Genomic DNA, 25,738 nt, shown 5'->3' with positions numbered 1-25,738 from the left:
CGCTGCGGTGTCCTGGAAGGATGCTAATCCGGATCGGCCGCGTGGAAAGGGGTGTTCTGCGCGTTTTTGGTGCAGGACGCGTGCGCAAAGTCTCATCAGATCAGCTTGAGACCCCTGAAACTGGCGTGTCCTTCGCGTCCGACGATGACGTGGTCGTGCACGAGAATGCCGAGAGGCTTCCCGACGTCCACGATTGTTTTCGTCATCTCGATGTCTGCGCGGCTGGGGGTCGGATCGCCGGAGGGATGGTTGTGGACGAGAATGAGCGCGGTCGCGCGCAGTTCCAACGCGCGACGGACCACCTCGCGCGGGTAGACCGGCGTGTGGTCGATGGTCCCGGTCTGCTGCACTTCGTCGGCGATGAGAGCGTTTCGCTTGTCGAGAAACAGAATCCGAAAGCGCTCGCGATCCTCGAAGGCCATGGCTGTCCGACAGTAATCGATGACGGCGGACCAAGACGACAGCACGGGACGCTTGCCGATCGCGCCTTTCGCGAAGCGCCGCGCCGCGCCTTCCAGGATCTTGAAGTCGGTCGCCGTGGCGTCCTTGACGCCCTTGATCTCGACGAGGCGCTCGTAGGGCGCCGCAAGCGCTTCCGCGAAGGAGCCGAAGGTCGCGACCAGTTGCTTCGCCAGCGGCTTCACGTCCTTCATGGGGATCGTGCGGAAGAGCACCAACTCCATCAGCTCGTAGTCAGGGAGCGAATCCGGTCCCGTTTCGAGGAACCGCACCCGCAGGCGTTCTCGGTGGCCGGCGTAGTGCGGCGCCTCAACCTTAGGCGCCGATTTCTGACGCGAGCGGACGGGCGCCGCCTCGGAGAGGCCCGGCAGCTCCACTTCCCCGCCGTCGCCGCCTCGAGACCTCGTCGCCATACGCGTCACGCCTTCGCCCAGGCGCAAAGCGTCGCGCGGAGAGCGGCGCGCCGCAAGTGAGTCGTGGCGCAAATTGGCCGTGAAACGTGGGCCCGACCTCAGGCGGAGGCGGCGAACGTCGGCTGGTGAAGCCCGCGCGGCGACAGCGTGAAGATCTCGCAACCTTTGTCGGTCACGCCGATCATGTGCTCGAACTGCGCCGAGAGCGACCGGTCGCGCGTCACCGCGGTCCAGCCGTCGGCGAGCACCTTCACATGAGGGCGGCCGAGGTTGATCATCGGCTCCACAGTGAAGAACATGCCCGGCTTGAGCGGAACGCCTTCGCCGGCGCGGCCATAGTGCAGGATGTTCGGCTCGTCGTGGAACAGACGGCCGATGCCGTGGCCGCAGAAGTCGCGCACCACCGAGGTCCGCTCGCTCTCGGCGTACTCCTGGATCGCCGCGCCGATGTCGCCGGTCGTCGCGCCCGGCTTGATCGCGGCGAGACCGCGCATCAGCGATTCGTAGGTGATCTCGATCAGCCGCTCGGCGCGGCGAGGGATCTGGCCCACCGGATACATCCGGCTCGAGTCCCCATGCCAACCGTCCAGGATGAAGGTGACGTCGATGTTGACGATGTCCCCCTCGCGCAGCGGCTTGTCGTTGGGGATGCCGTGGCAGACCACGTGGTTGATCGAGCTGCAGATCGTCTTGGTGTAGCCGCGGTAGTAAAGGCACGCCGGCAGCGCGCCGTGGTCCATCGCGAACTCGAGCGCCAGCTTGTCGAGCGCTTCGGTCGTCACGCCCGGCGCCACGTGATCGTTCATGAGGTCGAGCGCTTCCGCCACCAGCCGGCCGGCGCGCCGCATGCCTTCGAACGCCTCTGCGTCATGAATCTTGATCGCCCCGTTCTTACGGAGCGGGGCGGTCTGGGCGTCGACGAAGGTCATCTCGGGCGTGGCGATCGGCGGTTCTTGGGAAGCCGCAACATAAGCCCTGCGGGCGGCCGCGCCAAGCGGAGCGGCCGCAGACCCGCTAGGCGCTCTTAAGCTCGAGATAGCGCAGACGCTTCGCTTCCCGCCGGCCCTCCGACACCGACTCCACAATCATGCCGCAGACGAAGCTCAGCATCGAGTGCTGCATGATCGAGGCGGCGAGGACCGCGGTCGGCAGGCGCGGCGCCAGCCGCGTCTAAAGACACGGTGTCGTAGACGTAGATGTCCGCCGCGGGCGGCGCCATCCGGAAGCTGCGCACGACGTCGCCGATGGCGGCCTCATCGTCGTAGCAGGGCTGCAGCACGCCGGTCTCCGGCGGCTGGGCCGCGACGTCGCGGGCGACGCCTTACGAGGTGTCGCGCAGGATTGCGGCAAGCCGCATGTCGCGGTGGCGCGCCTTACGAGGGCGCGGCGACAGCGCCACGCTGCATTTAAGGGCGGCCTAAATCGCCTACGGGCGCTGGAGAATGACGCCGCGGTCGGTCACGACGACCCACTGGCGGTCGCGCCGCTCGATGGAGCGCACGCGGCCGACGCCGGGAATCGGATCGCCCCGGGCGACCTCGTAGGAGCCCTGGCGGCCCTCGACGAGGGCGAGGCCCTCGTAAACCTCCCGCACGGTCCAGTTGCGCACGACCGATCCGCCGGCGTCCGGGGCGACGCTTCCGGTGGTCTCGGGCTCGTCGACCGGCTTCGGCTTGGCGACGGCGACCGTTTCGCGGTTCTCGATCTTGTCGAGGCGCTCCTTAAGCTCAGAGAGACGCTGCGCGTCGTCGGCCGGTTTCGGGGGCTGCTCCACCTTGGCGGTCAGCTCGACGATCTTGGCCGAGGCGGTCTCGCGGGTCACGGCGAGGTCCTTCTGGAGGGCGACGACCTCGGCTTTCAGCGCCTTGACGTCCTCCTGGCCGGCGGCGGCCTGGCCGGCGGCGGTCTTGGACAGAGCGGCCTGATTGGCCTTCGCCTGTCCCAATGCGCGGTTGAGGCGGGCGATCTCGGACTTCAACGCACCGACGTCGCGGCCGAGGGCGGCGTCGCGGGCGCGTTCGCCGGTCGGGTCGATGTTGAGGGCGAGGCCCATGCTGCGAGCTTCGATCGCCGATATCCCGGACACTTCGTCGACGCCGTCGGTCAACGCGGGCGCGGTCGCGAAGGTGGCGGCGCCGGCTCCTGCGATCAAGGCGAGCGAGAGCGCGGCGGCGTAGGGCCACAGCCGGCCGAAGCGCCGGGACGCGGGCTCCTCGGGGTACAGATCGATCGTTGGGTGAGGGCGTCGGGACGACCAGACCGTGACCGCGGGCCGGGGGCGGCCGAGGCCGGGGGAGGGCAGGTCGCGGTTCGACTCGGGCGACATCGGGTTACTCGCGGGTTAACTCTGCCCGCAATTAACCCTCCGTCACGGTTACCGGAGGGTTACCGAACCGCGTCGAGGGCTTCGGCCCCACTGACCGTCCGATCCTTGGGCCAGGAAAAGAAGTCCGCGTCCCGCTCCACCGCAGCGTCGAGCAAGCGGTGATAGTCGCGTCGCGGCGTCTCGACCGCGCCGAACCGCCTGAGGTGGTCGGTGACGAACTGGGTGTCGAGCAAGGAGAAGCCGCCCCGCTTGAGGCGAGCGACGAGGTGCACGAGCGCAACCTTCGACGCGTCGCGCTCCACGTGGAACATGCTCTCGCCGAAGAAGGCGCCGCCGAGCCGCACCCCGTAGAGCCCGCCGACGAGCTTTTCGTCCCGCCAGGCTTCGACGCTGTGGCAGTGCCCGAGCCGGAAGAGGTCGAGGTAGAGCCGGCGGATGCGGCCGTTGATCCACGTCTTCATGCGGCCGGGCGCCGGCGAGGCGCAGCCGTCGAGCACGGCCTCGAAGGCGCTGTCGACGCGCATCTCGAACACGTCCGCCCTCACCGTCCGGGCGAGGCGCTCTGTCACGTGGAAGCCGTCGAGCGGCACCACGCCGCGCAACTCGGGCTCGATCCAGTAGAGCCCCGGATCGTCGGCGCTCTCCGCCATCGGGAAGATGCCGCAGGCGTAGGCCTTGAGCAGCACCTCGGGCGTGATCTCGACGAGAACGTCGTTGATGCGGGTCATACGCCGGAGCTTAAGCGGCCCCTTGGCTGTCCGCCAACATCTTCTCCAGCCAGTGGATGTCGTACTCGCCGTCCTGGATCGAGGGGTCGCGCACCAGCCGGCGGAACAGCGGCAGGGTGGTGTCGACGCCGTCCACCACGAACTCGTCGAGCGCGCGCCGGAGCCGCATCAGGCATTCGGTGCGGTTGCGGCCGTGGACGATCAGCTTGCCGATCATGCTGTCGTAGTGCGGCGGGATCAGATAGCCCTGATAGGCTGCGGAATCCACGCGGACGCCAAGCCCGCCCGGCACGTGATAGTAGGCGATGCGGCCGGGGGAGGGGCGGAAGGTTTCGGCGTTCTCCGCGTTCACGCGGCATTCGATGGCGTGGCCGCGGAAGACCACGTCCTCCTGGGCGATCGCAAGCTTGGCGCCGCTCGCGATGCGGATCTGCTCGTTGATCAGGTCGATGCCCGTGACCATCTCGGTCACCGGATGCTCGACCTGGATCCGGGTGTTCATCTCGATGAAGTAGAACTCGCCGTTCTCATACAGGAACTCGACCGTGCCGACGCCACGGTACTTGAGCTCGCGCATGGCGGCGGCGACCGTCTCGCCGATCGTCTCGCGCTGCTCGGCGTTGAGGGCCGGAGAGGGCGCCTCTTCCCAGACCTTCTGGTGGCGGCGCTGCAGCGAGCAGTCGCGCTCGCCGAGATGGATGGCGGCGCCCTGGCCGTCGCCCAGCACCTGCACCTCGATGTGGCGCGGCTTGCCGAGGTACTTCTCGAGATAGACCGCGTCGTCGCCGAACGCCGCCTTCGCCTCGGAGCGCGCGGTCTGCAGCGCCTCGACGAGGTCGTCCTCGGTCATCGCGACCTTCATGCCGCGCCCGCCGCCGCCCGACGCCGCCTTCACCAGCACGGGATAGCCGATCTCGCGGGCGACGCGCTTGGCCTCGTCGTCATCGGTGATTCCGCCGTCCGAGCCCGGAACGACGGGGATGCCCAGCCGCTTCGCGGTCTGCTTTGCGGCGATCTTGTCGCCCATGATGCGGATGTGTTCGGGCTTCGGGCCGATGAAGATCAGCCCGTGCTCCTCGAGAATCTCGGCGAAGCGCGCGTTCTCGGACAGGAAGCCGTAGCCCGGGTGCACGGCGTCCGCGCCGGTGATCTCGCAGGCGGCGAGCAAGGCCGGAATGTTGAGGTAGCTGTCGCGGGCGGCCGGCGGGCCGATGCAGACGCTTTCGTCCGCGAGGCGGACGTGCATGGCGTCCGCGTCGGCCGTCGAGTGCACGGCGACGGTCGCGATGCCGAGCTCCTTGCAGGCGCGCAGGATGCGCAGCGCGATCTCGCCGCGGTTGGCGATCAAAACCTTGTCGAAGCTCGCCATGTGCCCGTCAGTCCACGATCAGGAGGGGTTCGCCGAATTCCACCGGCTGCCCGTCCGCGATCAGGATTTCCCGGACGATGCCGGCGCGCGTCGCCGGGATCGCGTTCATGGTCTTCATCGCCTCGACGATCAGCAGCGTCTGGCCCTGGCGGACCGTCTGCCCGACCTCGACGAAGGCGCGGGCGCCAGGCTCGGGCGACATGTAGGCCGTGCCGACCATCGGCGACAGGACCGCGCCCGGGTGCTTGGCCGGATCGATCGGAGCCGCGACGACCGGAGCCGCGGGCGCGGCGGCAGGCGCCGGCGCGCCGACGTAAGCCGTCGTCGGGGCCGAGAGATGCCGGGCGACCCGCACGCGGAGCTGGTCGTGCTCGATCTCGATCTCGGTCAGGTCGTTTTCGGACAGCAGCTTCGCGAGTTCGCGGATCAGCTCCTGATCGATGGACGCTTTGGAAGGCAGCTTGCTCATGGAAGGACGATCTCCGCCGGCGTTCGGGATCACGCCGTGATCGGTTCGGATGGGTCAGGCCGCTTGACGCGGCGGGCGAGAGCCTGAAGCGCGAGGTCGTAGCCGTCGAGCCCGAGCCCGACGATCACGCCCGCCGCGACTGGCGAGATGTAGGAGTGGTGCCGGAAGCTCTCCCGCGCGTGGACGTTGGAGATGTGCACCTCGATCGTCGGCACGCCCACGCCGCGGATCGCGTCATGGATCGCGACCGACGTGTGGGTGAGGGCGCCGGCGTTCAGCACGATGCCCTGCGCCCTGGTCCGCGCCTCCTGGATCCAGTCGACGAGGTCGCCCTCGTGGTTCGACTGCCGGCACTCCACGACGAGGCCGAGCCGGTCCCCCGTCGCCCGCGCCAGCGCCTCGACGTCCGCCAGCGTCGACGATCCGTAGACCGCCGGCTCGCGCAGGCCGAGCAGGTTCAGGTTCGGGCCATTGAGGACGAAAACGACGGGATCCAAGCGGGGAGCCGAGCTTGAGACGTGAACGGGCGGCCGGCGAAGGCCGACGGCCGCGACGAGCGGCCCTTATAGGCAAGGCCGGCGCGGAACCCAAGCGATTCCGCCAAAGGGCGGAGAAGGGGCCAGGCCGCCTTACCCCCCAGCGCCGCCATCGAGGCGGCGGCAGGGGAGGCCGCTTTCGGTGAAGGACGTCAGGATCGCGTCGGCATGGGCGCCGTCCCGGATCTCGACCGTGAGGTCGAGCGTGGCGCCCTTGGCGGGCACGTCGAGGAAGCCGCGCTGATGATGCACCTCGAGGATGTTCGCGCCGAGCTCGCCGAGCCGGGTCGCGATCGTGCCCAGCATGCCCGGCCTGTCCGCGATCGTCATGCGGAAGGCGAGGATCTTCTGCTCGCGCTCAAGCTCGCGCACCATTATGGATGCGAGGATGCGCGGGTCGATGTTGCCGCCGCACAGGATGAGACCGACGGTCTTGCCGGCGAAGCGGCCGGGCGCGGCGAACAGGGCCGCGAGGCCTGCGGCGCCGGCGCCTTCCGCCACCGCCTTTTGCTGCATGAGGTAGGCGTTGACCGCGCGCTCGAGTTCGGCCTCGCTGACGAGGATGATGTCGTCCACCAGCCGCGCCGCGATCTCTCGGGTGAGGGCGCCTGCGGTTTTCACCGCTATGCCTTCAGCGAGCGTCGGGCCGCCGGTCGGCAGGTCTTCGCCCTTGAGGGCGTTCCACATCGAGGGATAGAGCGCCGCCTCGACGCCGATGATCTGGATCGAAGGCTTCAGGGCCTTGGCCGCGACGGCGACGCCGGAGATCAGGCCGCCGCCGCCGATCGGCACCAAGATCACGTCGAGTTCGGGCGCGTCCGCGAGCATCTCGAGCGCGATCGTGCCCTGCCCGGCGATGACGTCGGGATCGTCGTAGGGGTGAACGAAGGTGAGGCCGCGCTCGAGCGCGATGGCGCTGGCGCGGATCTGGCTCTCGGCCACCGTCTCGCCGTCGAGCACCACTTCGGCGCCGAAGCCGCGGGTGGCCGCCACCTTCACGTGCGGGGTCGTCTCAGGCATCACGATCGTCGCCGGAATGCCGAGCCTCCGCGCGTGGTAGGCGACCGCCTGGGCGTGGTTGCCCGCCGACATGGCGATCACGCCGCGAGCGCGGGCGTCGGCGTCCAGGCGGCTGAGCCGCACCACCGCGCCCCGCTCCTTGAAGGCGTTGGTGACGTGGAGGTTTTCGTACTTCACGCGGACGTCGGCGCCGGTCATCGCCGAGAGCTTCGGGGCCGCGAGCATGGGGCTTGGCGTGACCGCGCCCTCGAGGATCTTCTGGGCCGCCTGAACGTCGGCGAGCGTCACGGTCATGTCGAACAGGTCCTTCAGGTCGTCGCGCAAGCATAGGCGAGCGGAGGCGGCGAAGCATCAATGCGGACCGCATGGCTGAAACGACGCCGCGGCGCCATCACGAACCTCGGCGCGGGGCCTGCGACAGCTTGACCCTCGCGGCGGCCGGACCCATCGTAGCGCCAGAGTCTTACGGAGACCTGCCGCGTGACGGCGACCCGCCTCGACCCACGACGATCGGCCACGGCGCTCGCTTTCGCGGCGGTTGTTTGGGCCGCGCCGGCCGCGGCGGAGGTCGTCACGTTCGAGGCGCGAGACATGATCGCGTCTCCGTCGCAGCCGGTCGCAAGCGTCGACGGCGGCGTCGTGTCGTTGGCGGCGGACGCCGACCGTCCGGTGCTCGTGCATTTCTTCGCCACCTGGTGCGCGCCATGCCGCGAGGAGCTGCCGGCTCTGGCGCGGTTCGTCGCGCGCCAGGGGGAGGGCGTCCGCGTCGTGGGCGTCGACGTGGGCGAGCCGGCCTCCCGCGTCCGCGGCTTCCTCGCCTCGCTCGGCGTCGCCCTGCCCGTCGCGCTCGACGAAGACCGGTCGCTGTCGCGCCAGTTCGGCGTGAAGGTGCTTCCCAGCACCATTGCGCTCGCGCCGGGCGGCGGAGCCGCGGCGGCCGCGCACGGTCCGCTCGACTGGGACGCCGACTCGACCGCGCGGACGCTCGCCGCGCTCGGGGCCGTGAACGAAAACCCGCCTGATCCGAAAACCCAACAAACTCAATGACACAAGGGAGAACGCCATGATGCAACGCCGCACGCTGCTGAAGACGGGAGCCGCGCTCGCCGCCGCGGCCTTGGCGACGCCGCGGATGGCGTTTGCGGAGGAGGGCGCCTTCGCCCCCGCCCCCGGGGCCTGGCGCACCTTCGAGATGCGCACCCGGATCGAATTGGCTTCGGTCAAAGGCTCGGCGCGCGCCTGGGTCCCGGTTCCCGCCTTCGCCGAAAGCGGCTGGACCCGCCCGCAGCCCACGACCTTCAGCGGCAACGCCACTACGGCGAAGCTCATTGAGGCGCCCGCGGGCATGGTCGTCGCGGAATGGGCCGGCGGCGCGGAGGCGCCGGTGCTCGAGGTCGTGAGCCGCGTTCAGACCCGGGACCGCGCGGTCAACCTCGCGGCGACCGGCGCGACTCTGTCGGCGGACGAGCGCGCGCGTTACCTCGCGCCGAGCGACCTCATCCCGACCGACGGGATCGTGGCCGAGACCGCGAAGAAGGCGGTCGGCGCGGCGACGACGGACCGCGCCAAGGCCGAGGCGATCTACCAGTGGGTCGTCGAGAACACCCATCGTGACGCCAAGGTGCGCGGCTGCGGCCTCGGCGACATCGCTACGATGCTCGAAAGCGGCAACCTCGGCGGCAAATGCGCCGACATCAACGCGCTCTATGTCGGCCTCGCGCGGGCCGCAGGCCTGCCGGCGCGCGACGTCTACGGCATCCGCGTCGCGCCCTCGCGCTTCGGCTACAAGAGCCTCGGCGCGAACTCGGAGACGATCACCAAGGCTCAGCACTGCCGCGCCGAGGTCTGGCTTGACGGCCCGGGCTGGGTTCCGGTCGATCCCGCCGACGTCCGCAAGGTCGCGCTTGAGGAGCCGCCGGCGAACCGTCCGCTCGACGACCCGAAGGTCGCTGCGGCCCGCAAGGTCCTGTTCGGGGCGTGGGAGACCAACTGGGTGGCCTACAACGACGCCCACGACGTCGCGCTGCCCGGCGCGACCGGCCCGAAGCTCGGCTTCCTGATGTACCCGCAGGCGGAGACGGCGGCCGGCCGGCTCGACTGCCTCGACGCCGACGGGTTCAAATACGTCATCACCGCGCGCGAGATCGTGGCCTGACGCGCCGGAAAGGGCAGCGTTATGGCGTCAGCCCAACGGGTTCAAAGGAGAAGCTCACGTTGGTTGAGAGCTTCTTGATCGGCGCCTTTGGACACGCGCTGTCGTTATCCCGGCCTTGAGCCGGGATCCAAACAGCGCTCCTCGTACCATCCAACGTCTGTCCCGGCTCAAGGCCGGGACAGGAGCGCGGGGTTTCCAGCGCCTCGCTCTGCGTCCGATCACGCTTCGCCCGGCCTCAAAGATCGTTTAGTTCCATAATATATCTTATGCGACTCATGGATGGCGGTGAAACGGGTCCTCTTTCTCTGCAGCCGCAATCGCCTCAGGAGCCCGACCGTCGAGCGCGTGTTCGGCGGTCGGGCCGATCTGGAGGTCGCATCTGCCGGCCTGGCGCCGGACGCCGACGAACCGGTGACGGCCGAGCTTCTCGAATGGGCCGAACTCGTCTTTGTCATGGAGAAGAGCCATCGCGCCCGCCTGCAACGGTGCTTCAAGAGGCGCCTGAAACACGCCCGCGTCATCTGCCTCGATATCCCCGACGACTACGCTTTCATGGACCCGGCCCTCGTCCAGCTTCTGACGGCGCGCGCGGGGCCGCACTTGCGCTGACGTCGCGGATCTTCCTTGACCGGCGGGACGTGGCTAGGCGACGTCAGCCGAGGACGAACAGGAGCGCCTCATGACCCCTTCCCGCGACGTCGCGCGCCTCGTCGAGATCATGGCCGCGCTCCGGACGCCTGGAACCGGCTGTCCGTGGGACCTCGAGCAGAGCTTCGCGACCATCGCGCCGTTCACGCTGGAGGAGGCCTACGAGGTCGCGGACGCGATCCAGCGCGGCGACCTGGAGGATCTTCGCGACGAGCTCGGCGATTTGCTGCTGCAGGTCGTGTTCCACGCCCGCATGGCCGAGGAGCAGGGCGCTTTCGCCCTCCCCGACGTCGTCGAGGCCATCACCACCAAGCTGGTTCGCCGGCATCCGCACGTCTTCGGCGACGCGCGCGATCTTCCGGCCGAGGAGGTCAAGGCGCTGTGGGCCGAGATCAAGGCCGAGGAGAAGGCCGAGCGCGCCGCCCGCCGCGGCGAGCCGGCGAGGGCGCCGAGCCTCCTCGACGGGATCACCCGCGCCCTCCCCGGTCTCACCCGTGCGGTGAAACTGCAGGAGAAAGCCGCGACCGTCGGCTTCGACTGGGACGACGTGGCGCTGGTCGTCGGCAAGGTGCGCGAAGAGGCCGACGAGGTGGCCGAGGCCGTCGCGAGCGGCGACCGCGACGCGGTCGAGGACGAGATCGGCGACCTGTTCTGCGCCGTCGCGAACCTTGCCCGCCACATGGGCGTCGACCCAGAAACGGCGGTGCGCCGCTCCAACGCCAAGTTCGAGCGCCGGTTCCGGGCGATCGAGGCGGGACTCGCGGCCCGCGGCAAGACCCCCGCCGACAGCGATCTCGACGAGATGGACGCGATCTGGAACGAGGCGAAGGCGGCCGAGCGCGCGGCGAAAGCCGCGGCGTAGGGCTACGCTTTAGCCTCAAGCGGCCTCCGTCAGGCCGCCCTCGCCCGCAGGCTCCAGCCGCGCGTTCAGGAACGACGAGATTCGCCGGATGGCCGAGCGCGCCTCGGGCAGGAAGCGGGCGAACGCCTGCCAGACATGGGGCATCTTCGGCCAGACCTCGAGTTCGGCCGCGACGCCGGCCGCTAGCAGCGCCTGGTGCATGCGGACGGAGTCGTCGCGCAGGATCTCGTCGCCGCCGCATTGGATCAGGCACGGCGGCAACCCCGCGAGATCGCCGAAGAGCGGCGACAGGGACGGATCGCGGACGTCCCGGCCGGGAGCATAGGCGTCGACCACCATGGGCAGACACGCGACCTGAAGAAACGGGTCCAACAGCGCGTTCTGGCGCATGCTTTCTCCCTTGCCGCTCATGTCCACGAAGGGCGAGAGGGCGACCGCTGCGGCGGGAAGCGGAAGCCCTTCCGCCTTGAGCCGGAGGAGCAGCGCGAACACGAGGTTGCCGCCAGCGCTGTCGCCGGCGAGCGCGATCGCGGCGGGCGACAGTCCACGATCGAGCAGCGCGCGGTAGACCGCGAGCGAATCCTCGAGCGAGGCCGGGTGGGGGTGCTCGGGGGCGAGCCGGTAGTCGGGCACGATGGTCTCGGCGCGCGCGCCGCGCGCCAACCGTCCGGCGACGCCCCGGTGGGTCCGGGGCGAGCCCGCGACGAAGGCGCCGCCATGCAGGTAGAGGATCGCCCTGCCCCCGCCGTAGCCGATCGGCGCGTGTCGCTCGGCCGCGAGCCCGCCGATGCGCATCGCGCTGCGCTCCACGTTCTTCGGCAGGTCGGGCGCGAGCCGGGCGATGGCGTCGATCTGGCGCCGGAGCCGAAGCAGATCGGGATTGGCGGTCAGCCGGGGCTTCACGCCGTAGCGCAGCGCCATGCAGAGCAGGCGCGCTTGGGCGCTGACAGGTTCCCGCATGCGAGGCCGCTCCTGTTGCATCGCACCAACATGACCCGATCGAGCGCCGGGAATGAAGCGAATTCTAGGCGCAGCGGGCGCCTCTCCGCCCTTCCGGGGGCGACTCGCCGAGCGCCCACGTGACAAGATGGTCTTGGCGCGCAGCGGCGCGAATCGTTATGGACAGGCGTATGGCCGAAACCAAATCCGATCTTCTCGCCGGGCTCGGCGGCGAGCAGCGAAAGCCTGTCGCAGCGCCGAAGGCCGCGGCGCGCGCCGTGCCCCGACCCGACCTTTCCGCCGAAACCGGCTACACCGCCGCCGACATCGAGGTGCTGGAAGGGCTGGAGCCGGTGCGCCGGCGTCCGGGCATGTACATCGGCGGCACGGACGAGAAGGCGCTGCACCACCTTTTCGCGGAAGTCATCGACAACGCCATGGACGAGGCGGTGGCGGGCCACGCCACCTTCATCGCGGTCGACGTCGGAACCGACGGCTCGGTCACCGTGACGGACAACGGCCGCGGCATCCCGGTCGACCCGCACCCGAAGTTCCCGGGCAAGTCGGCGCTCGAGGTCATCATGACCACGCTGCACTCGGGCGGCAAATTCGACGGCAAGGTCTACGAGACCTCCGGCGGCCTGCACGGCGTCGGCGTGTCGGTGGTGAACGCTCTGTCGGAGCGCCTCGAGATCGAGGTGGCGCGCAACCAGAAGCTCTACCGCCAGGCCTTCTCCCGCGGCCACCGCCAGGGCGACCTCGAGGAGGTCGGCCCCGTGCACAACCGCCGCGGCACCAAGGTGCGGTTCCTGCCGGACAGCCAGATCTTCGGCGCGGAGGCGCGGCTAAAGCCGGCGCGCCTGTTCCAGATGGCGCGCTCCAAGGCCTATCTGTTCTCCGGCGTCGAGATCCGCTGGACCTGCCCCGCGGAGCTGCTCGCGGGCGTCGAGAACGTGCCTGACAAGACCACCCTGCACTTCCCCGGCGGGCTGAAGGACTACCTCGCCTCGAGCCTCGCGGGCCGCGACCAGGTGGTCGAGATCTTCGCCGGCTCGCACAAGAAGGCCGGCGGCCATGGCGGCGTCGAATGGGCGATCGCCTGGACTGACGACGGCGAAGACGGCTTCTCGCGCTCCTACTGCAACACCATCCCGACGCCCGAAGGCGGCACCCACGAACAGGGCCTGCGCATGGCGCTGCTGCGAAGCCTCAAGGGCTACGCCGACCTCACCAACGTCAAGCGCGCGTCGATCCTGACCGGGGACGACGTGATGGCGGGGACGGTCGCCATGCTCTCCGCCTTCATCCGGGAGCCGGAGTTCCAGGGCCAGACGAAGGAGCGGCTCGCCACGGCGGAGGCGACGCGCATCGTCGAGGCCGCGGTGAAGGACGCTTTCGACCACTGGCTCTCCGCCTCGCCCCAGCAGGCGAACAAGCTGCTGGAAAGCGTCATCCTGCGCGGCGAAGACCGGCTCCGCCGCCGGCAGGAGAAGGACGTCGCGCGCAAGACCGCGACCCGGAAGCTGCGCCTGCCCGGCAAGCTCGCCGACTGCAGCCAGGCAGGTTCCAAGGGCTCCGAACTGTTCATCGTCGAGGGCGACTCCGCCGGCGGCTCCGCCAAGCAGGCGCGCGATCGCGCCACACAGGCGGTGCTCCCGCTCCGCGGCAAGATCCTGAACGTAGCAAGCGCCGGCGCCGACAAGCTCGCCCAGAACCAGCAGCTCGGCGACCTCCTGCTCGCGCTGGGCTGCGGCACGCGCGCCCGCTACGCCGACGCGGACCTTCGTTACGACCGTGTGATCGTGATGACCGACGCCGACGTCGACGGCGCGCACATCGCCTCGCTGCTGATGACCTTCTTCTATCGCGAGCTGCCGGAGCTGATCCGCCACGGGCACCTGTTCCTTGCGGTTCCTCCGCTCTACCGCCTAAGCCATGGCGGCACGACGCTCTACGCCCGCGACGACGCCCACAAGGACGAGCTGCTTGCGAAGACCTTCAAGGGCAAGAAGGTCGAGATCGGTCGCTTCAAGGGCCTCGGCGAGATGATGCCGCAGCAGCTCAAGGACACCACGATGTCGCCGGCGAAGCGCACGCTGCTGCGCGTCGAGATCGCCGAGGAGGGGCGCGAGGGCACGCGCGACGCCGTGGAGCGGCTGATGGGCGCCAAGCCCGAAGCGCGCTTCCGCTTCATCCAGGACAACGCCGCCTTCGCCGGCGATCTGGTGGACATTTGACGGGACTTCGGACGCGCTTCCGCTCCGCTGCGGGACGCTCCCGGACAACTGGAGACCGATAAAGGATCGAACGCCGCGTTTCGGCCGTTAACCTCGGCGACCATCCGCACAGCGCCCTCTGGCGCGTTGGAGGCCCCGATGCCGAGACCCCCTCTCCTGCCGCTGGCGCTGATCGCGGCGCTCTCCGCGTTCAGCGCCGCCGCGCAGCCCGCCCCCTCGCCCGTCCCGACCGCGCCGCCCGAGAAGATCGATCCCGGCCCGATCCGGCCGGAGGAGCCCGCGCCGCCGGCCAAGCCTGACGCGCCGCAGGCTGCGGAAGATCCGCTCGGCGTCGCGCCGAACGTCTTCGCCGCCCGCATCGCGGCGCCGTGGGAGGGCGCCGAGGGCAAGGGATTCTCGCGGGTGATCGGCGTGATCGACGGAGATCGCCAGCGGTTCTACGTGCAGTGGCTGAAGGAGCCGGACGGCGCGATCGTCCAGACGAAGGAGCTCGAGGACGCGGAAGCCGCCAAGCTGACCTTCGGCGACGTTCGCGCCGAGGCCAGCGACACCGGCGTGTCGGTGTTCATGGACACCGCCCCCGACAAGGACGGCATCCGCGACACATGGGTGCTGATCATCGGCGAGCCCGGCGACACGCGGTTCGGCCCCGCGACGAACTGACCCCTACCGCGCCAGCAACCGCGCGAGCGCGGCGTTGACGGCCTCGGGGCGCTCCAGCGTCGACAGGTGGCCGCAGTTCGGGACGATCACCAGTTCGGCGCCGGGAATGGCGGCGGCCATGCGCCGCGCGTGCTCCGGCGGCGTCGGCGCGTCGTGGTCGCCGACGAGCACCAGCGTCGGACAGGCGATGGTCGGCGGAAGCTCCGAAAAATCCTCGCGGTTCAGGATCGCGGTCATCTGCCGCGCGAAGGCCGGCGCTCCGGTTTCGATCAGCATCGCCCGGACGACGCGCTCGAGCTCGGGCTCGTTGACGCGGGCCGGGTGGACGTAGCGCGCGTAGGTCGCGGCGTGGATCGAATTGAGCTTGCCCCGCTCGGCCGCGGCGATCAGCACCCGGCGTCGTCCCCGGCCCTCCTCGGTGTCGGGGTAAGCGGTCGTGTCGAGCAACGCGAGGCGGACGATCCGCTCCGGCGCCGCCTTCAGCATCTCGAAGGCGACGTAGCCGCCCATGGACAGGCCGACCAGCGCGAAGCGCTCCGGCGCCTCGGCCAGCGCCGCGGCGGCGATCTCGGCGAGGGTCGCGTGCCGGCGATGGTCGATCGTCATGAACGGCCGTGCGCCGAGGTCGGCGACCTGCGGCGCGAACAGTCGTTCCGTGCAACCGAGACCGGGCGCGAAGACGATCGGCAATGTTGCTTCCATCAGATCGTCGCTCCCGCCGTGTGTCCGCGCCCCGCGTTATAGTTTCCACGTCCGCGCCAATTGACAATTCCCTGCAAATGCCTCATCTCCGCGGCAGATCGCTGGCCGTGGGACGATGTCGTCCCGCATGGGCCAAGGAGCTGGATCCTTCGGCGGACGCGCTGCGCCGGCTCCTCGATCGAACCGCTTAAGGATGACATGACCTTCTCCGATCTCGGCCTGAGCCCGAAAGTGCTGTCCGCCGTCGAAGCTTCGGGATACACGATCCCGACGCCGATCCAGGCGGCCGCCATTCCCGAAGTGCTGGCGCGCAAGGACGTGCTCGGCATCGCTCAGACCGGCACCGGCAAGACGGCCTCCTTCACCCTCCCGATGCTGACGCGGCTCGAGCAAGGTCGCGCGCGCGCGCGCATGCCGCGCACGCTGATCCTCGAGCCTACGCGTGAACTCGCGGCCCAGGTCGAGGAGAGCTTCGCGAAGTACGGGCAGAACCATAAGCTGTCCATGGCGCTGCTGATCGGCGGCGTCTCTTTCGGCGACCAGGACGCCAAGCTAACCCGTGGCGTCGACGTGTTGATCGCGACGCCCGGCCGCCTGCTCGACCACCACGAGCGCGGGCGCCTGCTGCTGACCGGCATCGAGATCCTCGTGATCGACGAAGCCGACCGCATGCTCGACATGGGCTTCATCCCGGACATCGAGCGCATTTGCAAGCTGATCCCGGCCGCCCGCCAGACGCTGTTCTTCTCGGCCACCATGCCGCCGGAGATCACCCGTCTCACCGAGCAGTTCCTGCGCGATCCCGTGCGCATCGAGGTGGCGCGCGCCTCCTCCACCGCGACGACGGTGACGCAGCGCCTGATCGCCACCAGCGACGACGCCGCCGACAAGCGCGAGATTCTGCGCCGCGAGGTCGCGCAGGTTGAAGGCTTCAAGAACGCGATCATCTTCTGCAACCGCAAGCGCGACGTGGCGGTGGTCTACAAGTCCCTGCAGCAGCACGGCTTCAAGGTCGCGGCGCTGCACGGCGACCTCGACCAACGCGCCCGCATGGCGGCGCTCGACAGCTTCAAGACCGGCGAGGTCGACCTGCTGGTTGCGAGCGACGTCGCCGCGCGCGGCCTCGACATCCCGGACGTCAGCCATGTCGTAAACTACGACGTGCCGATCCACGCCGAAGACTACGTCCACCGCATCGGCCGCACCGGCCGCGCGGGCCGTAGCGGCGTGGCGCTGACCCTGGTGTCGCCGTCGGACGGCAAGTATCTCGACGCCATCGAGAAGCTGATCAAGACGAAGCTCGAATGGCAGGGCGGCGCCCTTGACGCAGAGACGCTCGTGAGCGCCGGCCCGAGGCGCCGCACGCGCGGCGGGCGCGCCGCGGGCGCCGCAAAGACCGAGGCCGCCGCGCCAGTGGCGAAGGCCGCCTCGCCGGCCTCGAAGGCGCCCGCGCCGGCGAGGGCGCCGAAGGCCCCCGCAGCGGCCGCCCCTGTTCCCGTCCGCGAGACGCCTCCCGCCCCGCGGGCGCCCCGGGCCGAAAGCGCCGGCTCGTCGCGTGGGCCGCGCAACCATGGCGAGCGCCGCCCAGCCGCTCCGGCGCACGACGACGCGCCGGTCGTCGGTCTTGGCGACCATGTCCCCGCGTTCCTGCTCAGGCCTGTGCGCCTTAAGCGCGCATAAGATCGTCGCGGCTGTGATAAGCTCCAATCGACCCGGCAGTTTTAACGCGAGTTTTACGCCCTCGGACGTCATCTAAGCTTCGTCGGCCGAAGCCGTAGCCGACAGTCTCCCGCTTGGGAGGCGGGGGAACGGCAGGCTAGGGAGCGCCCTCTGATGACGCGGGGCTCAAGTGACTTCGACCGGACGCTGGCCTTCAGCGACGCCGCGATCCAGCGGCTGCGCGTGCACCGGCACGCCGCCTATCCGCGCAACTACGAGCTCTGGTACACCTACGCCACCGGGTACAACTCCGCGCTGAACCGCGCGATCAACGAGGCGCTGGAGCACGGTCCGGGCATTTCCGAGTCCGATCTTGACCTGCTCTACGAAACCTACCTCTCGCCGCTGCGCCTGTCGGAGCGCGTCGATCATGTCGGCACCCGCATCATCGAAGAGATCGGGGAGGTCAACGACGCCCTGAAGGTCGCTCGGGGCGCGAACAGCGACTACGCCAAGGCGCTCGAAAGCGTCATGCGCGAGGCCCAGAGCGTCGACGGCGCCGGCGGCGTGGTGCTCGGCCGTCTCGGCGAACTGCTGCTGTCGGCGACGCACGCGATGATCAACCGGACAAAGGCGCTCGAAGAGCGGCTCTCCAATTCACAGAGCGAGATGCGGAAGCTTCACGACACGCTGGAGGTCATCCGCGCGGAATCCCTGACCGATCCTCTGACCGGCCTCGCGAACCGCAAATTCCTGCAGGGCGCGCTTGACCGCGCACTTCTGGACGCCGAAGCCCAGGCCGATCGCCGGGCCCAGTTCTCCGTGCTGCTGATCGACATCGACCGGTTCAAGACCTTCAACGACAGCTACGGCCATCTGACGGGCGACCAGGTCCTGCGTCTCGTCGCGCTCGCGCTGAAGCAGAACGTGAAAGGCAATGACCTCGCCGCGCGCTTCGGCGGCGAGGAGTTCGCGATCGTGCTGCCGGACACCGGCCTGCAGGGCGCGATCGCCGTGGCCGAGCGCATCCGCCGCGCCGTCATGACCAAGGACCTAGTCAAGCGCTCGACGGGCGAGCATCTCGGCCGCGTGACGGTCTCCGTCGGCGTCGCGGAGTGGCGGCGCGGCGACACGGGCCAGACCGTGATCGACCGCGCCGACCGGTGCATGTACGTCGCGAAACGGAGCGGACGGAATCTCGTGATCGCCGAGACCGATCCGCTCTTTTCCGATATCGACGACGCGGGCGAGGACGCCGGCGCGCCTCAGGCGACCTTCGCGTCCGCAGCGCGGTAGGTCGGGTAGTCTACGTAGCCCTTGGCGTCGCCGCCGTAGAACGTGGCCTCGTCCGGCTGCGCAAATGGCGCCCCGTCGCGGATCCGCTCCACGAGGTCCGGGTTCGCGATGAACGGCCGACCGAAGGCCACCGCGTCGACCTCGCCCTCCGCCACGCGCGTCGCCGCGAGCTCCGGGTCGTAGCCGTTGTTGCCGATGTAGACGCCGTTGAACGCTCTGCGCAGCACCTTAAGGTCGAACGCGCCCGCCGGCGCGCGCGAGCCGCGGGTCTCGCCCTCGATCACGTGGAGGAAGGCGAGGCCCATCTCCGAGAGCTTTTCCGTGACGTAGGTGAACAGCGGTTCGGGGTTCGAATCCGCGCAGTCGTTGGCGGGGCTGACCGGCGACAGCCGGATGCCGACGCGCTCCTTGCCTATCGCGTAGATCGCGGCCTGGGTCGCCTCCAGCAGGAAGCGGGCGCGGTTCTGGATCGATCCGCCGTAGGCGTCGGTTCGGAGGTTGGTCTTGTCGCGCAGGAACTGGTCGAGCAGGTATCCATTCGCGCCGTGCACCTCGACGCCGTCGAAGCCGGCGGCCACGGCGTTCTTCGCGGCCTGGCCATACTGCGCGACGATGCCGGGAATTTCGTCCAGCTCCAGCGCCCGCGGCGTCTCGAGATCCTTGAAGCCGGTTTCAGTAAAGGCCTTGCCCTCGGGCTTCACCGCGGACGGCGCGACGGGAAGCTTCCCGCCCGGCTGCAGGTCGCGGTGCGAGATGCGTCCGACGTGCCAGAGCTGCAGCACGATCGTGCCCCCCTTGGCGTGGACGGCGTCGGTGACGAGCTTCCAGCCCGCGATCTGTTCGTCGGAATAGATGCCCGGCGTCCAGGCGTAGCCCTGGCCCTCGGGGGAGATCTGGGTGGCTTCCGCGATGATCAGCCCGGCGCTGGCGCGCTGGGCGTAGTAGTCGGCGTTCATCTGCCGGGGCGCGAGCGTCTTGTGGTCGGCGCGCGAACGCGTGAGCGGCGCCATTACGGCGCGGTTGCGAAGGTCGAGAGCGCCGGCTTTCAGGGGCGTGAACAGCGGGTCGAGCGTGTCGGTCATGAGAGCTCCGGTGCGTTGAGATGCTGCGGCGCTCCGGCCGCGGGCGTTGCAGTGCGAGATAGGTCGCGCAGCCCCTTGCGGGAAGCCGCGCGGGGACCCGGACCTGCAACGCAGCTCTGCGCCAGCGCTCAGGCCACCGAGTCCAGGGCCGCTTGCCAAAACGCCGCCTCGAGCCGCGACGCGGCGCCGAAGAGCTTCGCGAGTTCCGCGTAGCGGGTCGGCGTCAGCCGCTCCTCGCCGAGGCGATCGAGCGTTGCGCGCGCGTTCTCGGCGATCTCCTGATACGCCGGGCCAGAGTATTCCTCGATCCAGGCGCGGTAGGGATTGTCGGCGGCCATGCCGTCCTGGGCGAGCGCCGCGCCGATCTCCGCGTAGCCCACCACGCAGGGGCTGAGCGCCGTCAGCAGGTCGAGCAGGTCGCCACGGAGGCCGGCGTCCAGCACGAAGCGCGTGTAGGCCACGCAGGCCGCGCCCTCCTCCGCCGCTTCGAGGTCCCCCTCCGTCAGCCCCCAGCGCGCGCAGACGCGGACGTGCAGGTCCATCTCGACGTCGAGAATGGCATGGAGCGTGGCGGCGGCCGCGCGCATGTCGGACAGCCGGCCGCCCTTGTAGACGGCGAGGCCGTAGGCGCGGGCGAACTGGATCAGGAACAGGTAGTCCTGGACGAGATAGCTGCGGAACGCCGCCTCCGGCAGGGAGCCGTCGCCGAGCGCGCGGACGAACCGGTGGTCGACGTAGGACCGCCAGTCGTCGGCGGCGTCCGCCCTCAGCCGATCGAAGAGAGTCATGATCCGGCTCCCTTGCGACCTAGCCGGCGCGGCTTCCCAGAGTTCTTCTTCGCCAGCGCAATCGCGACGGAGCGGCGCGCCCACCGGGCGAGTTCGTCAGGCTCGTCCATCAACCGCTCCGGCGCCCGCCAGAACGATGTGATGGTCCGGCGTCCCGTCGTGGTCGCGTAGGAAAACGGTTCGCAGCCTTCGGAGCGGAAAGCTTCGGCGGCGTCGGGATCGGCCTTGAGATAGAGCGCCCCGCCCGCTTCGAGAGCGAACATGGCGCCGGCGTGGTACACGCCCGCGCCGCCGAACATCCGTCGCACCTGCACGGGCCCCAGTTCGCGAAACAGCTCCGCCGCGTCGTCCGCGTCGAGCGCCATCAGCTTGCGGAGGCGTAGCTCTCGGGCACGGCCGGCGTGATGGCGACCGACTCGCCGCAGCCGCAGGCGGAGGTCTGGTTGGGATTGTTGAACACGAACCGCTGGGTCAGCTTCTCGGTCACGAAATCCATCTCGGTGCCGAGCAGATAGAGGATCGCCTTGGGATCGATCATCACCTTGACGCCCTTGTCCTCGACGATCTCGTCGAGCGCGCCGGCCTCCGCCGCGTAGGCCATCGTGTATTCCATGCCGGCGCAGCCGCCGGTCTTGACGCCGATGCGCAGGCCCGCGAGCGGCGTCTCCGAACGTTCGATGATCGAGCGCACGCGCTGGGCGGCGCGGTCGGTCAAGGTCATCACCTTGGGCCTGGGGCGGGCAGCGGCCATGGTCTTGAAGCTCCGGTAAAAGCGGGCTTTCGCGCGTGACCTGAAAGATAAGCCTTCGCGCGTTGAAAATGAAGATCGGTGGATGCGGGGAGCCCTGATCGGCCTGGCTCGATCACGCTTCAGTATGTTTTCCATAGCCCCGGCGTGGCGAGTTCTAGCAGGTTCCGATCCGGGTCGCGGAAATAGAGGCTGATCCCGCCGCGGGGCCACTCCACCCGGCCTTCGATCGCGACGCCGCCGACGTCGAGCCGGTCCTCCCACGCGGCGAGCTCCTCTCGACTAATGGCGAGGGCGAGATGGAGCGCGCCGGAACCGTCGTGGGCGGGGATCTCACCGCCCGGCAGCACCTGCGTCGTCACGCTCGCGCCGCGGGCGAACAGGAGCAAGACGCTCTCCCCGCCCACGTCGTAGGCGATCAGCCGCGCGTCCGCGAAGAGCTTGGGAAAGCCGAAGAGATGATCATAGAAGTGCGAAGCGCGAACGAGATCGTCGACGTAGAGCGCGGTTTCGAGCACGCGGGCGATGCGAGGCGAGCCGTTCCCATCGTCCGCCATCCCAGCTTCACCACATGTCGAGCGCGACGCGGGCCTCGTCGGACATGCGGCTCTGGTCCCACGGCGGATCGAACACCATGGTCACCGTGACCTTGCCGACGCCGGGCACCGAGCTGACGGCGTTCTCCACCCAGCCCGGCATCTCGCCCGCCACGGGGCAGCCCGGCGCGGTCAGCGTCATGTCGATCGCGATGTCGCGGTCGTCGGACACGTCGATGCGGTAGACGAGCCCGAGTTCATAGACGTCGACCGGAATCTCCGGATCGTAGACGGTCTTCAGCGCGCCGATGATCTCGTCCGTCAGACGGTCGAGCTCCTCCGGCGGGATCGCGGATGCGGCGGACGGCGCAAGCGCCGTGGTGGCGTCAGCATCGCTCATGTCAGAGCCTTTCTCACGCGAACAGGTCGCGCGCCTTCGTGAGCGCTTCCGCGAGACGATCGATCTCGTCGGTCGTGTTGTAAAGGGCGAACGAGGCCCGGCAAGTCGAGGTGACGCCGAGCCGCTGCAGCAGCGGCTGCGCGCAATGGGTGCCGGCGCGCACCGCGACGCCCGACCGGTCGAGCACCGTCGCCACGTCGTGGGCGTGAGCGCCTTCGAGGTTGAAGGCGACGATGGCCCCCTTCCCCGGCGCGTGGCCGAAGATCTTGACCGCGTTGATCCGGCTCAGCCGCTCCTGGGCGTAGGCGCCGAGCGCGGCTTCATGGGCCGCGATGGCGTCGAGGCCGACCGCCCGCATGTAGTCGAGCGCGGCGCCGAGGCCGATCGCCTGGACGATCGGCGGCGTTCCAGCTTCGAATCGATGCGGCGCGTCTCCATAGGTCACGTTGGCTTCGGTCACGTCGCGGATCATCTCGCCGCCGCCGTTGAACGGGGCGAGCGCTCTCAGCCGCTCGGTCTTGCCGTAGAGCGCGCCGATGCCGGTGGGTCCGTAGACCTTGTGGCCGGTCAACACATAGTAGTCGCAGTCGATGTCCTGGACGTCCGGCGCGAGGTGAACCGCGCCCTGGCTGCCGTCAACGAGAACCGGCACGCCGCGCTCGTGCGCCAGGCGGCAGACCTCCTTCACCGGCACCACCGTGCCGAGCACGTTCGACATGTGCGTGACCGCGACGAACTTGGTCCGCCCGGTCAGCGCTGCCTCGAAGGCCTCGATGTCGAACGAGCCGTCCTCACGCACCTGCACCCATTTCAGCACCGCGCCATGGCGCTCGCGCAGGAAGTGCCACGGCACGATGTTGGAGTGGTGCTCCATAATGGTGAGGACGATCTCGTCGCCCTCCTTGACGCCGGCGAGTCCGACGCCGTTCGCGACGAGGTTGATCGCCTCGGTTGCGGACCGCGTAAAGACGATGTCGTCGAGCGAGGGGGCGTTCAGGAAGGCGCGCACGCTCTCGCGGCCGCCCTCGAAAGCTTCCGTCGCGGCATTCGCCAGGTAATGCAGGCCGCGGTGGACGTTGGAGTACTCCGTCTCATAGGCGCGCCGCATGCGGTCGAGCACCTGGACGGGCTTTTGCGCCGAAGCGCCGTTGTCGAGATAGGCGAGCGGCTTGCCGTGGACGGTCAGCGCCAGCGCGGGAAAGTCCGCGCGCAGGCGTTCGACGTCGTAGGAAGGAGCGTCAGCGATATGGGCGAGGGACATGCTAGTGATCTAACTGTTTTGCGTCAGATCACAAGCCCCAGCGCCCAAGCGCCGGCGTCCATAATCGCCTTGCGAAGGCGATGAACCGCCGTCGCTCGTGATCCCGGCCGCCTGCATCTCGCGCGTGACTCGGCGCATGAGCAGGCTTGCGGAACATGGCGCAGAAGCGCGCGCCAGCCGTAGCCGGACGGCGGGGGCGACGACGCTCCCGCGGAAGCGGCGAAGCTCACGTCCGGGCGGTGAGCCAGGCGAGAGCGCGGTCGGTGACGATCTCGCGCAGGCGCTCGTGCTCAATGGTCTCGATCACTTCGCCGACGAAGGCCTGCACCATCAGCGCCTCGGCCTCTTTCTGCGGAATGCCCCGGGACTTGAGGTAGAACAGCAGTTCGTCGTCGAGCGCGCCGACCGTCGCGCCATGGCCGCAGACCACATCGTCGGCGAAGATCTCGAGCTCCGGCTTGGCGTCGGCTTCGGCGCCTTCCGACAGCAGCAGCGCCTGCGCCATCATCTTGCCGTCGGTCTTCTGCGCGCCGGGCTTCACCACGATCTTGCCCTGGAACACCGAGCGGGCCTCGCCGTCGAGCGCGGTCTTGAAATGCTCCCGGCTGGAGCAGCCGACGGCGTCGTGGTCGACGATCAAGGTCGTGTCGAGGTGCCGCGTGGCGCCCGCGAAGCCTGCGCCGCGGATCTCCGCGGTCGAGCCGTCGCCCGTGAAGGAGACGTAGATCTGTTGGCGCGCGGCCCGGGCGCCGGCGGCCAGCGCGAAGGTCTTCAACTCGGCCTTCGCGCCGAGGCGCACGGCGAGCGTCGCGAGATGCAGGGTGTCGAGGCTCTCGTCCTGGATCTTGACCAGCTCGACGCGCGCGCCGTCGGCGACGTCGAGGGTCACCACGCTGTTGGTCTGGTGCGCGCCGGCGTCGCCGATGTGGCTCTCGATCAGCAGGACGTTTCCGCCCTCCCCGACCCTGGCCACGACACGGCCATAGGCCGCGTGCTCCGAGCCCGCCTGCACGTTCGCGACGTGGATCGGCCGCGACGCGGTCACGCCCGGCGCGACCGAGACCACGACGCCGTCCGCGACGAAGGCAGCGTTCAGCGCGACAGCGACGTTGCCGGCGGGCGAAACGCCGTCCGACAGCGCCTCGACGCCGGCGCCGTTCGCCAGCGTGTCCTTGAGCAGCGTCACCGACACGCCTTCGCCGGTCGCGAGATCCGAGAGCTCCTCGACGAAACGGCCGTTGACGAAGGTGACGCAGGTGGCGTCGATCGCCGCGTAAGGCGCCAGCGCAGCGCGCGCGGCGGCGATCATCACGCCGTCGGGCGCGCCGGCGATGGGCTTGGCGTCGCGCATCAGGGCGCGCAGGTCGGTGTACTTCCAGTCCTCGACGCGGCGCGACGGGAGGCCGACGGACTTGAACGCATCGAAAGCGGTCCGGCGGCGTTCGGCCACCGCCGAGTCGCCGGGAAGCCCGGCGAAAGCCGAGGCGAAGATCTCGGAGAGCGCAGTCTCGGCGGCGGTGCGGAGGGAGCGGACTTCGGCGTTCATCGTGTCGTCGCTCCTCACGCCGCAGCTTCGCCGACGTAGTCGGCATAGCCGCGGGCTTCGAGCTCGTGGGCGAGCTCCGCTCCGCCGGTGCGGACGATGCGGCCCTTGGCCATCACGTGGACGACGTCCGGCGTGATGTGGTCGAGCAGGCGCTGGTAGTGGGTGATGACCACAAAGGCGCGGTCCTTGGCGCGGAGCGCGTTCACGCCCTCGGCCACCACCTTCAGCGCGTCGATGTCGAGGCCCGAGTCGGTCTCGTCCAGAACGCAGAGCTTCGGCTCGAGCAGCGCCATCTGCAGCACTTCGTTGCGCTTCTTCTCGCCGCCGGAGAAGCCGACGTTGAGGCCGCGCTTGAGCATGTCGGTGGAAATACCTAGTCCATCAGCCTTTTCGCGGACCAGCTTCATGAACTGCGGGGTCGGCAGGTCGCCCTCGCCGCGGGCGCGGCGTTGGGCGTTCACCGCGGCCTTGAGGAAGGTCATGGTGGCGACGCCGGGGATCTCCAGCGGGTACTGGAAGGCGAGAAACAGGCCGGCCGCGGCGCGCTCGTCGGCCGCCATGGCGAGCAGGTCCGCGCCGTCGAGCGTCGCGGAGCCGTCGGTGACCTCGTAGTCGTCCTTGCCCGCGAGCACGTAGCTGAGGGTCGACTTGCCCGACCCATTCGGCCCCATGATCGCATGCACCTCCCCCGGTTTCACCTCGAGGTCGAGCCCGCGCAGGATCGGCTTGTCCTCAATGGAGGCGTGGAGGTTCTTGATCGAGAGCATTGTCTTCCCGTTTCCCAAACTCGTCATCCCGGCCGAGCGAAGCGAGCGCCGGGATCGTCCTTTAACAAGGACGCCTCAGTCTACGCGCGATCCCGGCTCGGCCTTGCGGCCGGCCTGGATGACGCGAAC

At 69.3% G+C, this 25,738-nt stretch carries 27 protein-coding genes; 8 read left to right on the top strand and 19 right to left on the bottom strand.

The genetic code is table 11. The features are described from left to right. Nucleotides 1-95: 95 nt before the first annotated feature. The 8 genes from radC to K244_RS0105540 all read right to left on the bottom strand — a co-directional run bounded on the left by radC (nucleotide 96) and on the right by K244_RS0105540 (nucleotide 7,614). Nucleotides 96-872: a DNA repair protein RadC gene (gene radC / locus K244_RS0105580; RefSeq protein ID WP_081761433.1), complete on the bottom strand. Its 777-nt coding sequence runs from the start codon at nucleotides 870-872 to the stop codon at nucleotides 96-98. Nucleotides 873-970: 98 nt separating this feature from the next. After that, the gene (gene map / locus K244_RS0105575; protein ID WP_020185265.1) at nucleotides 971-1,801 is read right to left on the bottom strand and encodes a type I methionyl aminopeptidase; all 831 of its coding nucleotides are present in this window, start codon (nucleotides 1,799-1,801) and stop codon (nucleotides 971-973) included. A 497-nt stretch (nucleotides 1,802-2,298) separates the two neighbouring features. Then, nucleotides 2,299-3,198, bottom strand: a complete 900-nt coding sequence (locus tag K244_RS0105565) for a hypothetical protein (protein ID WP_020185263.1) — start codon at nucleotides 3,196-3,198, stop codon at nucleotides 2,299-2,301. A gap of 59 nt (nucleotides 3,199-3,257) precedes the next feature. Then, nucleotides 3,258-3,926, bottom strand: coding sequence for a leucyl/phenylalanyl-tRNA--protein transferase (aat, locus tag K244_RS0105560; protein ID WP_020185262.1), 669 nt, complete (start codon nucleotides 3,924-3,926; stop codon nucleotides 3,258-3,260). A 10-nt stretch (nucleotides 3,927-3,936) separates the two neighbouring features. Next, nucleotides 3,937-5,295, bottom strand: coding sequence for an acetyl-CoA carboxylase biotin carboxylase subunit (gene accC / locus K244_RS0105555; protein ID WP_020185261.1), 1,359 nt, complete (start codon nucleotides 5,293-5,295; stop codon nucleotides 3,937-3,939). Between the two features lie 7 nt (nucleotides 5,296-5,302). Beyond that, nucleotides 5,303-5,764 (bottom strand): acetyl-CoA carboxylase biotin carboxyl carrier protein, encoded by a 462-nt coding sequence (accB, locus tag K244_RS0105550; RefSeq protein WP_020185260.1) that lies wholly within the window; start codon nucleotides 5,762-5,764, stop codon nucleotides 5,303-5,305. 29 nt (nucleotides 5,765-5,793) lie between these two features. Next, nucleotides 5,794-6,261: a type II 3-dehydroquinate dehydratase gene (gene aroQ, locus K244_RS0105545; RefSeq protein ID WP_020185259.1), complete on the bottom strand. Its 468-nt coding sequence runs from the start codon at nucleotides 6,259-6,261 to the stop codon at nucleotides 5,794-5,796. Between the two features lie 132 nt (nucleotides 6,262-6,393). Further along, nucleotides 6,394-7,614 carry a threonine ammonia-lyase gene (locus tag K244_RS0105540; protein WP_024816335.1) on the bottom strand — a complete coding sequence of 407 codons (1,221 nt, stop codon included), beginning with the start codon at nucleotides 7,612-7,614 and terminating at the stop codon, nucleotides 6,394-6,396. A 186-nt stretch (nucleotides 7,615-7,800) separates the two neighbouring features. Between K244_RS0105540 and K244_RS21510 the strand changes: the two genes are divergently transcribed. From K244_RS21510 to mazG, 4 genes are all read left to right on the top strand, one after another. After that, the gene (locus K244_RS21510) at nucleotides 7,801-8,367 is read left to right on the top strand and encodes a TlpA disulfide reductase family protein (protein WP_020185257.1); all 567 of its coding nucleotides are present in this window, start codon (nucleotides 7,801-7,803) and stop codon (nucleotides 8,365-8,367) included. A 19-nt stretch (nucleotides 8,368-8,386) separates the two neighbouring features. Continuing rightward, nucleotides 8,387-9,475, top strand: a complete 1,089-nt coding sequence (locus tag K244_RS0105530) for a transglutaminase family protein (protein ID WP_024816334.1) — start codon at nucleotides 8,387-8,389, stop codon at nucleotides 9,473-9,475. A gap of 285 nt (nucleotides 9,476-9,760) precedes the next feature. Continuing rightward, on the top strand, nucleotides 9,761-10,084 hold the full coding sequence (locus tag K244_RS0105525) for a low molecular weight protein tyrosine phosphatase family protein (protein ID WP_024816333.1): 324 nt from the start codon (nucleotides 9,761-9,763) through the stop codon (nucleotides 10,082-10,084). Nucleotides 10,085-10,154: 70 nt separating this feature from the next. After that, nucleotides 10,155-10,985, top strand: coding sequence for a nucleoside triphosphate pyrophosphohydrolase (gene mazG, locus K244_RS0105520; RefSeq protein ID WP_020185254.1), 831 nt, complete (start codon nucleotides 10,155-10,157; stop codon nucleotides 10,983-10,985). Nucleotides 10,986-11,000: 15 nt separating this feature from the next. Here the strand turns inward: mazG and K244_RS0105515 are convergent, their stop codons facing one another. Next, nucleotides 11,001-11,945 (bottom strand): alpha/beta hydrolase, encoded by a 945-nt coding sequence (locus K244_RS0105515; RefSeq protein WP_020185253.1) that lies wholly within the window; start codon nucleotides 11,943-11,945, stop codon nucleotides 11,001-11,003. 170 nt (nucleotides 11,946-12,115) lie between these two features. On the opposite strand from K244_RS0105515, the gene parE reads away from it, so the two are divergent. Then, nucleotides 12,116-14,161: a DNA topoisomerase IV subunit B gene (parE, locus tag K244_RS0105510; RefSeq protein ID WP_020185252.1), complete on the top strand. Its 2,046-nt coding sequence runs from the start codon at nucleotides 12,116-12,118 to the stop codon at nucleotides 14,159-14,161. Nucleotides 14,162-14,299: 138 nt separating this feature from the next. Further along, entirely contained in the window at nucleotides 14,300-14,824 is a 525-nt protein-coding gene (locus K244_RS0105505) for a hypothetical protein (protein ID WP_024816332.1), read from the top strand. A gap of 3 nt (nucleotides 14,825-14,827) precedes the next feature. Here the strand turns inward: K244_RS0105505 and K244_RS0105500 are convergent, their stop codons facing one another. After that, nucleotides 14,828-15,526: an alpha/beta fold hydrolase gene (locus K244_RS0105500; protein WP_024816331.1), complete on the bottom strand. Its 699-nt coding sequence runs from the start codon at nucleotides 15,524-15,526 to the stop codon at nucleotides 14,828-14,830. Between the two features lie 198 nt (nucleotides 15,527-15,724). Here K244_RS0105500 and K244_RS0105495 point away from each other — a divergent pair, with 198 nt between their 5' ends. After that, nucleotides 15,725-17,206: a DEAD/DEAH box helicase gene (locus K244_RS0105495; protein WP_020185250.1), complete on the top strand. Its 1,482-nt coding sequence runs from the start codon at nucleotides 15,725-15,727 to the stop codon at nucleotides 17,204-17,206. A 153-nt stretch (nucleotides 17,207-17,359) separates the two neighbouring features. Then, complete coding sequence (locus K244_RS0105490) at nucleotides 17,360-18,481, top strand: GGDEF domain-containing protein (RefSeq protein ID WP_020185249.1); 1,122 nt, start codon at nucleotides 17,360-17,362, stop codon at nucleotides 18,479-18,481. On the opposite strand, the gene K244_RS0105485 is transcribed toward K244_RS0105490, so the two are convergent. The 9 genes from K244_RS0105485 to sufC form a co-directional block, all read right to left on the bottom strand. Further along, nucleotides 18,451-19,563, bottom strand: a complete 1,113-nt coding sequence (locus K244_RS0105485; RefSeq protein WP_020185248.1) for an alkene reductase — start codon at nucleotides 19,561-19,563, stop codon at nucleotides 18,451-18,453. The two genes, K244_RS0105490 and K244_RS0105485, sit on opposite strands and share 31 nt — an antisense overlap. A gap of 128 nt (nucleotides 19,564-19,691) precedes the next feature. Further along, nucleotides 19,692-20,351 carry a thiaminase II gene (gene tenA, locus K244_RS0105480; RefSeq protein ID WP_020185247.1) on the bottom strand — a complete coding sequence of 220 codons (660 nt, stop codon included), beginning with the start codon at nucleotides 20,349-20,351 and terminating at the stop codon, nucleotides 19,692-19,694. Further along, entirely contained in the window at nucleotides 20,348-20,716 is a 369-nt protein-coding gene (locus K244_RS0105475) for a TfoX/Sxy family protein (RefSeq protein WP_020185246.1), read from the bottom strand. Before K244_RS0105475 ends, tenA begins: the two co-directional genes overlap by 4 nt. Next, complete coding sequence (gene sufA / locus K244_RS0105470; protein WP_197027144.1) at nucleotides 20,716-21,102, bottom strand: Fe-S cluster assembly scaffold SufA; 387 nt, start codon at nucleotides 21,100-21,102, stop codon at nucleotides 20,716-20,718. Before sufA ends, K244_RS0105475 begins: the two co-directional genes overlap by 1 nt. A gap of 119 nt (nucleotides 21,103-21,221) precedes the next feature. Then, nucleotides 21,222-21,656: a VOC family protein gene (locus tag K244_RS0105465; protein ID WP_020185244.1), complete on the bottom strand. Its 435-nt coding sequence runs from the start codon at nucleotides 21,654-21,656 to the stop codon at nucleotides 21,222-21,224. 7 nt (nucleotides 21,657-21,663) lie between these two features. Beyond that, on the bottom strand, nucleotides 21,664-22,035 hold the full coding sequence (locus tag K244_RS0105460; RefSeq protein WP_020185243.1) for an SUF system Fe-S cluster assembly protein: 372 nt from the start codon (nucleotides 22,033-22,035) through the stop codon (nucleotides 21,664-21,666). A 13-nt stretch (nucleotides 22,036-22,048) separates the two neighbouring features. Continuing rightward, complete coding sequence (locus tag K244_RS0105455) at nucleotides 22,049-23,296, bottom strand: cysteine desulfurase (RefSeq protein ID WP_020185242.1); 1,248 nt, start codon at nucleotides 23,294-23,296, stop codon at nucleotides 22,049-22,051. Between the two features lie 226 nt (nucleotides 23,297-23,522). After that, nucleotides 23,523-24,842: a Fe-S cluster assembly protein SufD gene (gene sufD, locus K244_RS0105450; protein WP_024816330.1), complete on the bottom strand. Its 1,320-nt coding sequence runs from the start codon at nucleotides 24,840-24,842 to the stop codon at nucleotides 23,523-23,525. A gap of 14 nt (nucleotides 24,843-24,856) precedes the next feature. Continuing rightward, a complete protein-coding gene (sufC, locus tag K244_RS0105445) occupies nucleotides 24,857-25,609 on the bottom strand; it encodes a Fe-S cluster assembly ATPase SufC (RefSeq protein WP_020185240.1) in 753 nt (250 codons plus the stop codon). Between the last annotated feature and the right edge of the window lie 129 nt (nucleotides 25,610-25,738).

The sequence above is a fragment of the Methylopila sp. 73B genome, from assembly GCF_000526315.1.
Taxonomy (GTDB): Bacteria; Pseudomonadota; Alphaproteobacteria; order Rhizobiales; family Methylopilaceae; genus Methylopila.
Note: the sequence above shows the minus strand (reverse complement) of the source record. Positions and strands in the feature narration are given on the sequence as shown.

What these genes read in the sequence shown, in the direction of transcription:
- K244_RS0105455 (WP_020185242.1), bottom strand. Translation starts at nt 23,296, where the DNA reads ATGTCCCTCGCCCATATCGCTGACGCTCCTTCCTACGACGTCGAACGC.
- K244_RS0105485 (WP_020185248.1), bottom strand. Translation starts at nt 19,563, where the DNA reads ATGACCGACACGCTCGACCCGCTGTTCACGCCCCTGAAAGCCGGCGCT.
- parE (WP_020185252.1), top strand. Translation starts at nt 12,116, where the DNA reads ATGGCCGAAACCAAATCCGATCTTCTCGCCGGGCTCGGCGGCGAGCAG.
- K244_RS0105540 (WP_024816335.1), bottom strand. Translation starts at nt 7,614, where the DNA reads ATGACCGTGACGCTCGCCGACGTTCAGGCGGCCCAGAAGATCCTCGAG.
- accB (WP_020185260.1), bottom strand. Translation starts at nt 5,764, where the DNA reads ATGAGCAAGCTGCCTTCCAAAGCGTCCATCGATCAGGAGCTGATCCGC.
- accC (WP_020185261.1), bottom strand. Translation starts at nt 5,295, where the DNA reads ATGGCGAGCTTCGACAAGGTTTTGATCGCCAACCGCGGCGAGATCGCG.
- K244_RS0105565 (WP_020185263.1), bottom strand. Translation starts at nt 3,198, where the DNA reads ATGTCGCCCGAGTCGAACCGCGACCTGCCCTCCCCCGGCCTCGGCCGC.
- sufD (WP_024816330.1), bottom strand. Translation starts at nt 24,842, where the DNA reads ATGAACGCCGAAGTCCGCTCCCTCCGCACCGCCGCCGAGACTGCGCTC.
- radC (WP_081761433.1), bottom strand. Translation starts at nt 872, where the DNA reads ATGGCGACGAGGTCTCGAGGCGGCGACGGCGGGGAAGTGGAGCTGCCG.
- K244_RS0105475 (WP_020185246.1), bottom strand. Translation starts at nt 20,716, where the DNA reads ATGGCGCTCGACGCGGACGACGCGGCGGAGCTGTTTCGCGAACTGGGG.
- K244_RS0105505 (WP_024816332.1), top strand. Translation starts at nt 14,300, where the DNA reads ATGCCGAGACCCCCTCTCCTGCCGCTGGCGCTGATCGCGGCGCTCTCC.
- mazG (WP_020185254.1), top strand. Translation starts at nt 10,155, where the DNA reads ATGACCCCTTCCCGCGACGTCGCGCGCCTCGTCGAGATCATGGCCGCG.
- sufC (WP_020185240.1), bottom strand. Translation starts at nt 25,609, where the DNA reads ATGCTCTCGATCAAGAACCTCCACGCCTCCATTGAGGACAAGCCGATC.
- sufA (WP_197027144.1), bottom strand. Translation starts at nt 21,102, where the DNA reads ATGGCCGCTGCCCGCCCCAGGCCCAAGGTGATGACCTTGACCGACCGC.
- K244_RS0105530 (WP_024816334.1), top strand. Translation starts at nt 8,387, where the DNA reads ATGCAACGCCGCACGCTGCTGAAGACGGGAGCCGCGCTCGCCGCCGCG.
- K244_RS0105500 (WP_024816331.1), bottom strand. Translation starts at nt 15,526, where the DNA reads ATGGAAGCAACATTGCCGATCGTCTTCGCGCCCGGTCTCGGTTGCACG.
- aat (WP_020185262.1), bottom strand. Translation starts at nt 3,926, where the DNA reads ATGACCCGCATCAACGACGTTCTCGTCGAGATCACGCCCGAGGTGCTG.
- K244_RS0105490 (WP_020185249.1), top strand. Translation starts at nt 17,360, where the DNA reads ATGACGCGGGGCTCAAGTGACTTCGACCGGACGCTGGCCTTCAGCGAC.
- K244_RS0105460 (WP_020185243.1), bottom strand. Translation starts at nt 22,035, where the DNA reads ATGAGCGATGCTGACGCCACCACGGCGCTTGCGCCGTCCGCCGCATCC.
- K244_RS0105465 (WP_020185244.1), bottom strand. Translation starts at nt 21,656, where the DNA reads ATGGCGGACGATGGGAACGGCTCGCCTCGCATCGCCCGCGTGCTCGAA.
- K244_RS0105495 (WP_020185250.1), top strand. Translation starts at nt 15,725, where the DNA reads ATGACCTTCTCCGATCTCGGCCTGAGCCCGAAAGTGCTGTCCGCCGTC.
- K244_RS0105515 (WP_020185253.1), bottom strand. Translation starts at nt 11,945, where the DNA reads ATGCGGGAACCTGTCAGCGCCCAAGCGCGCCTGCTCTGCATGGCGCTG.
- tenA (WP_020185247.1), bottom strand. Translation starts at nt 20,351, where the DNA reads ATGACTCTCTTCGATCGGCTGAGGGCGGACGCCGCCGACGACTGGCGG.
- map (WP_020185265.1), bottom strand. Translation starts at nt 1,801, where the DNA reads ATGACCTTCGTCGACGCCCAGACCGCCCCGCTCCGTAAGAACGGGGCG.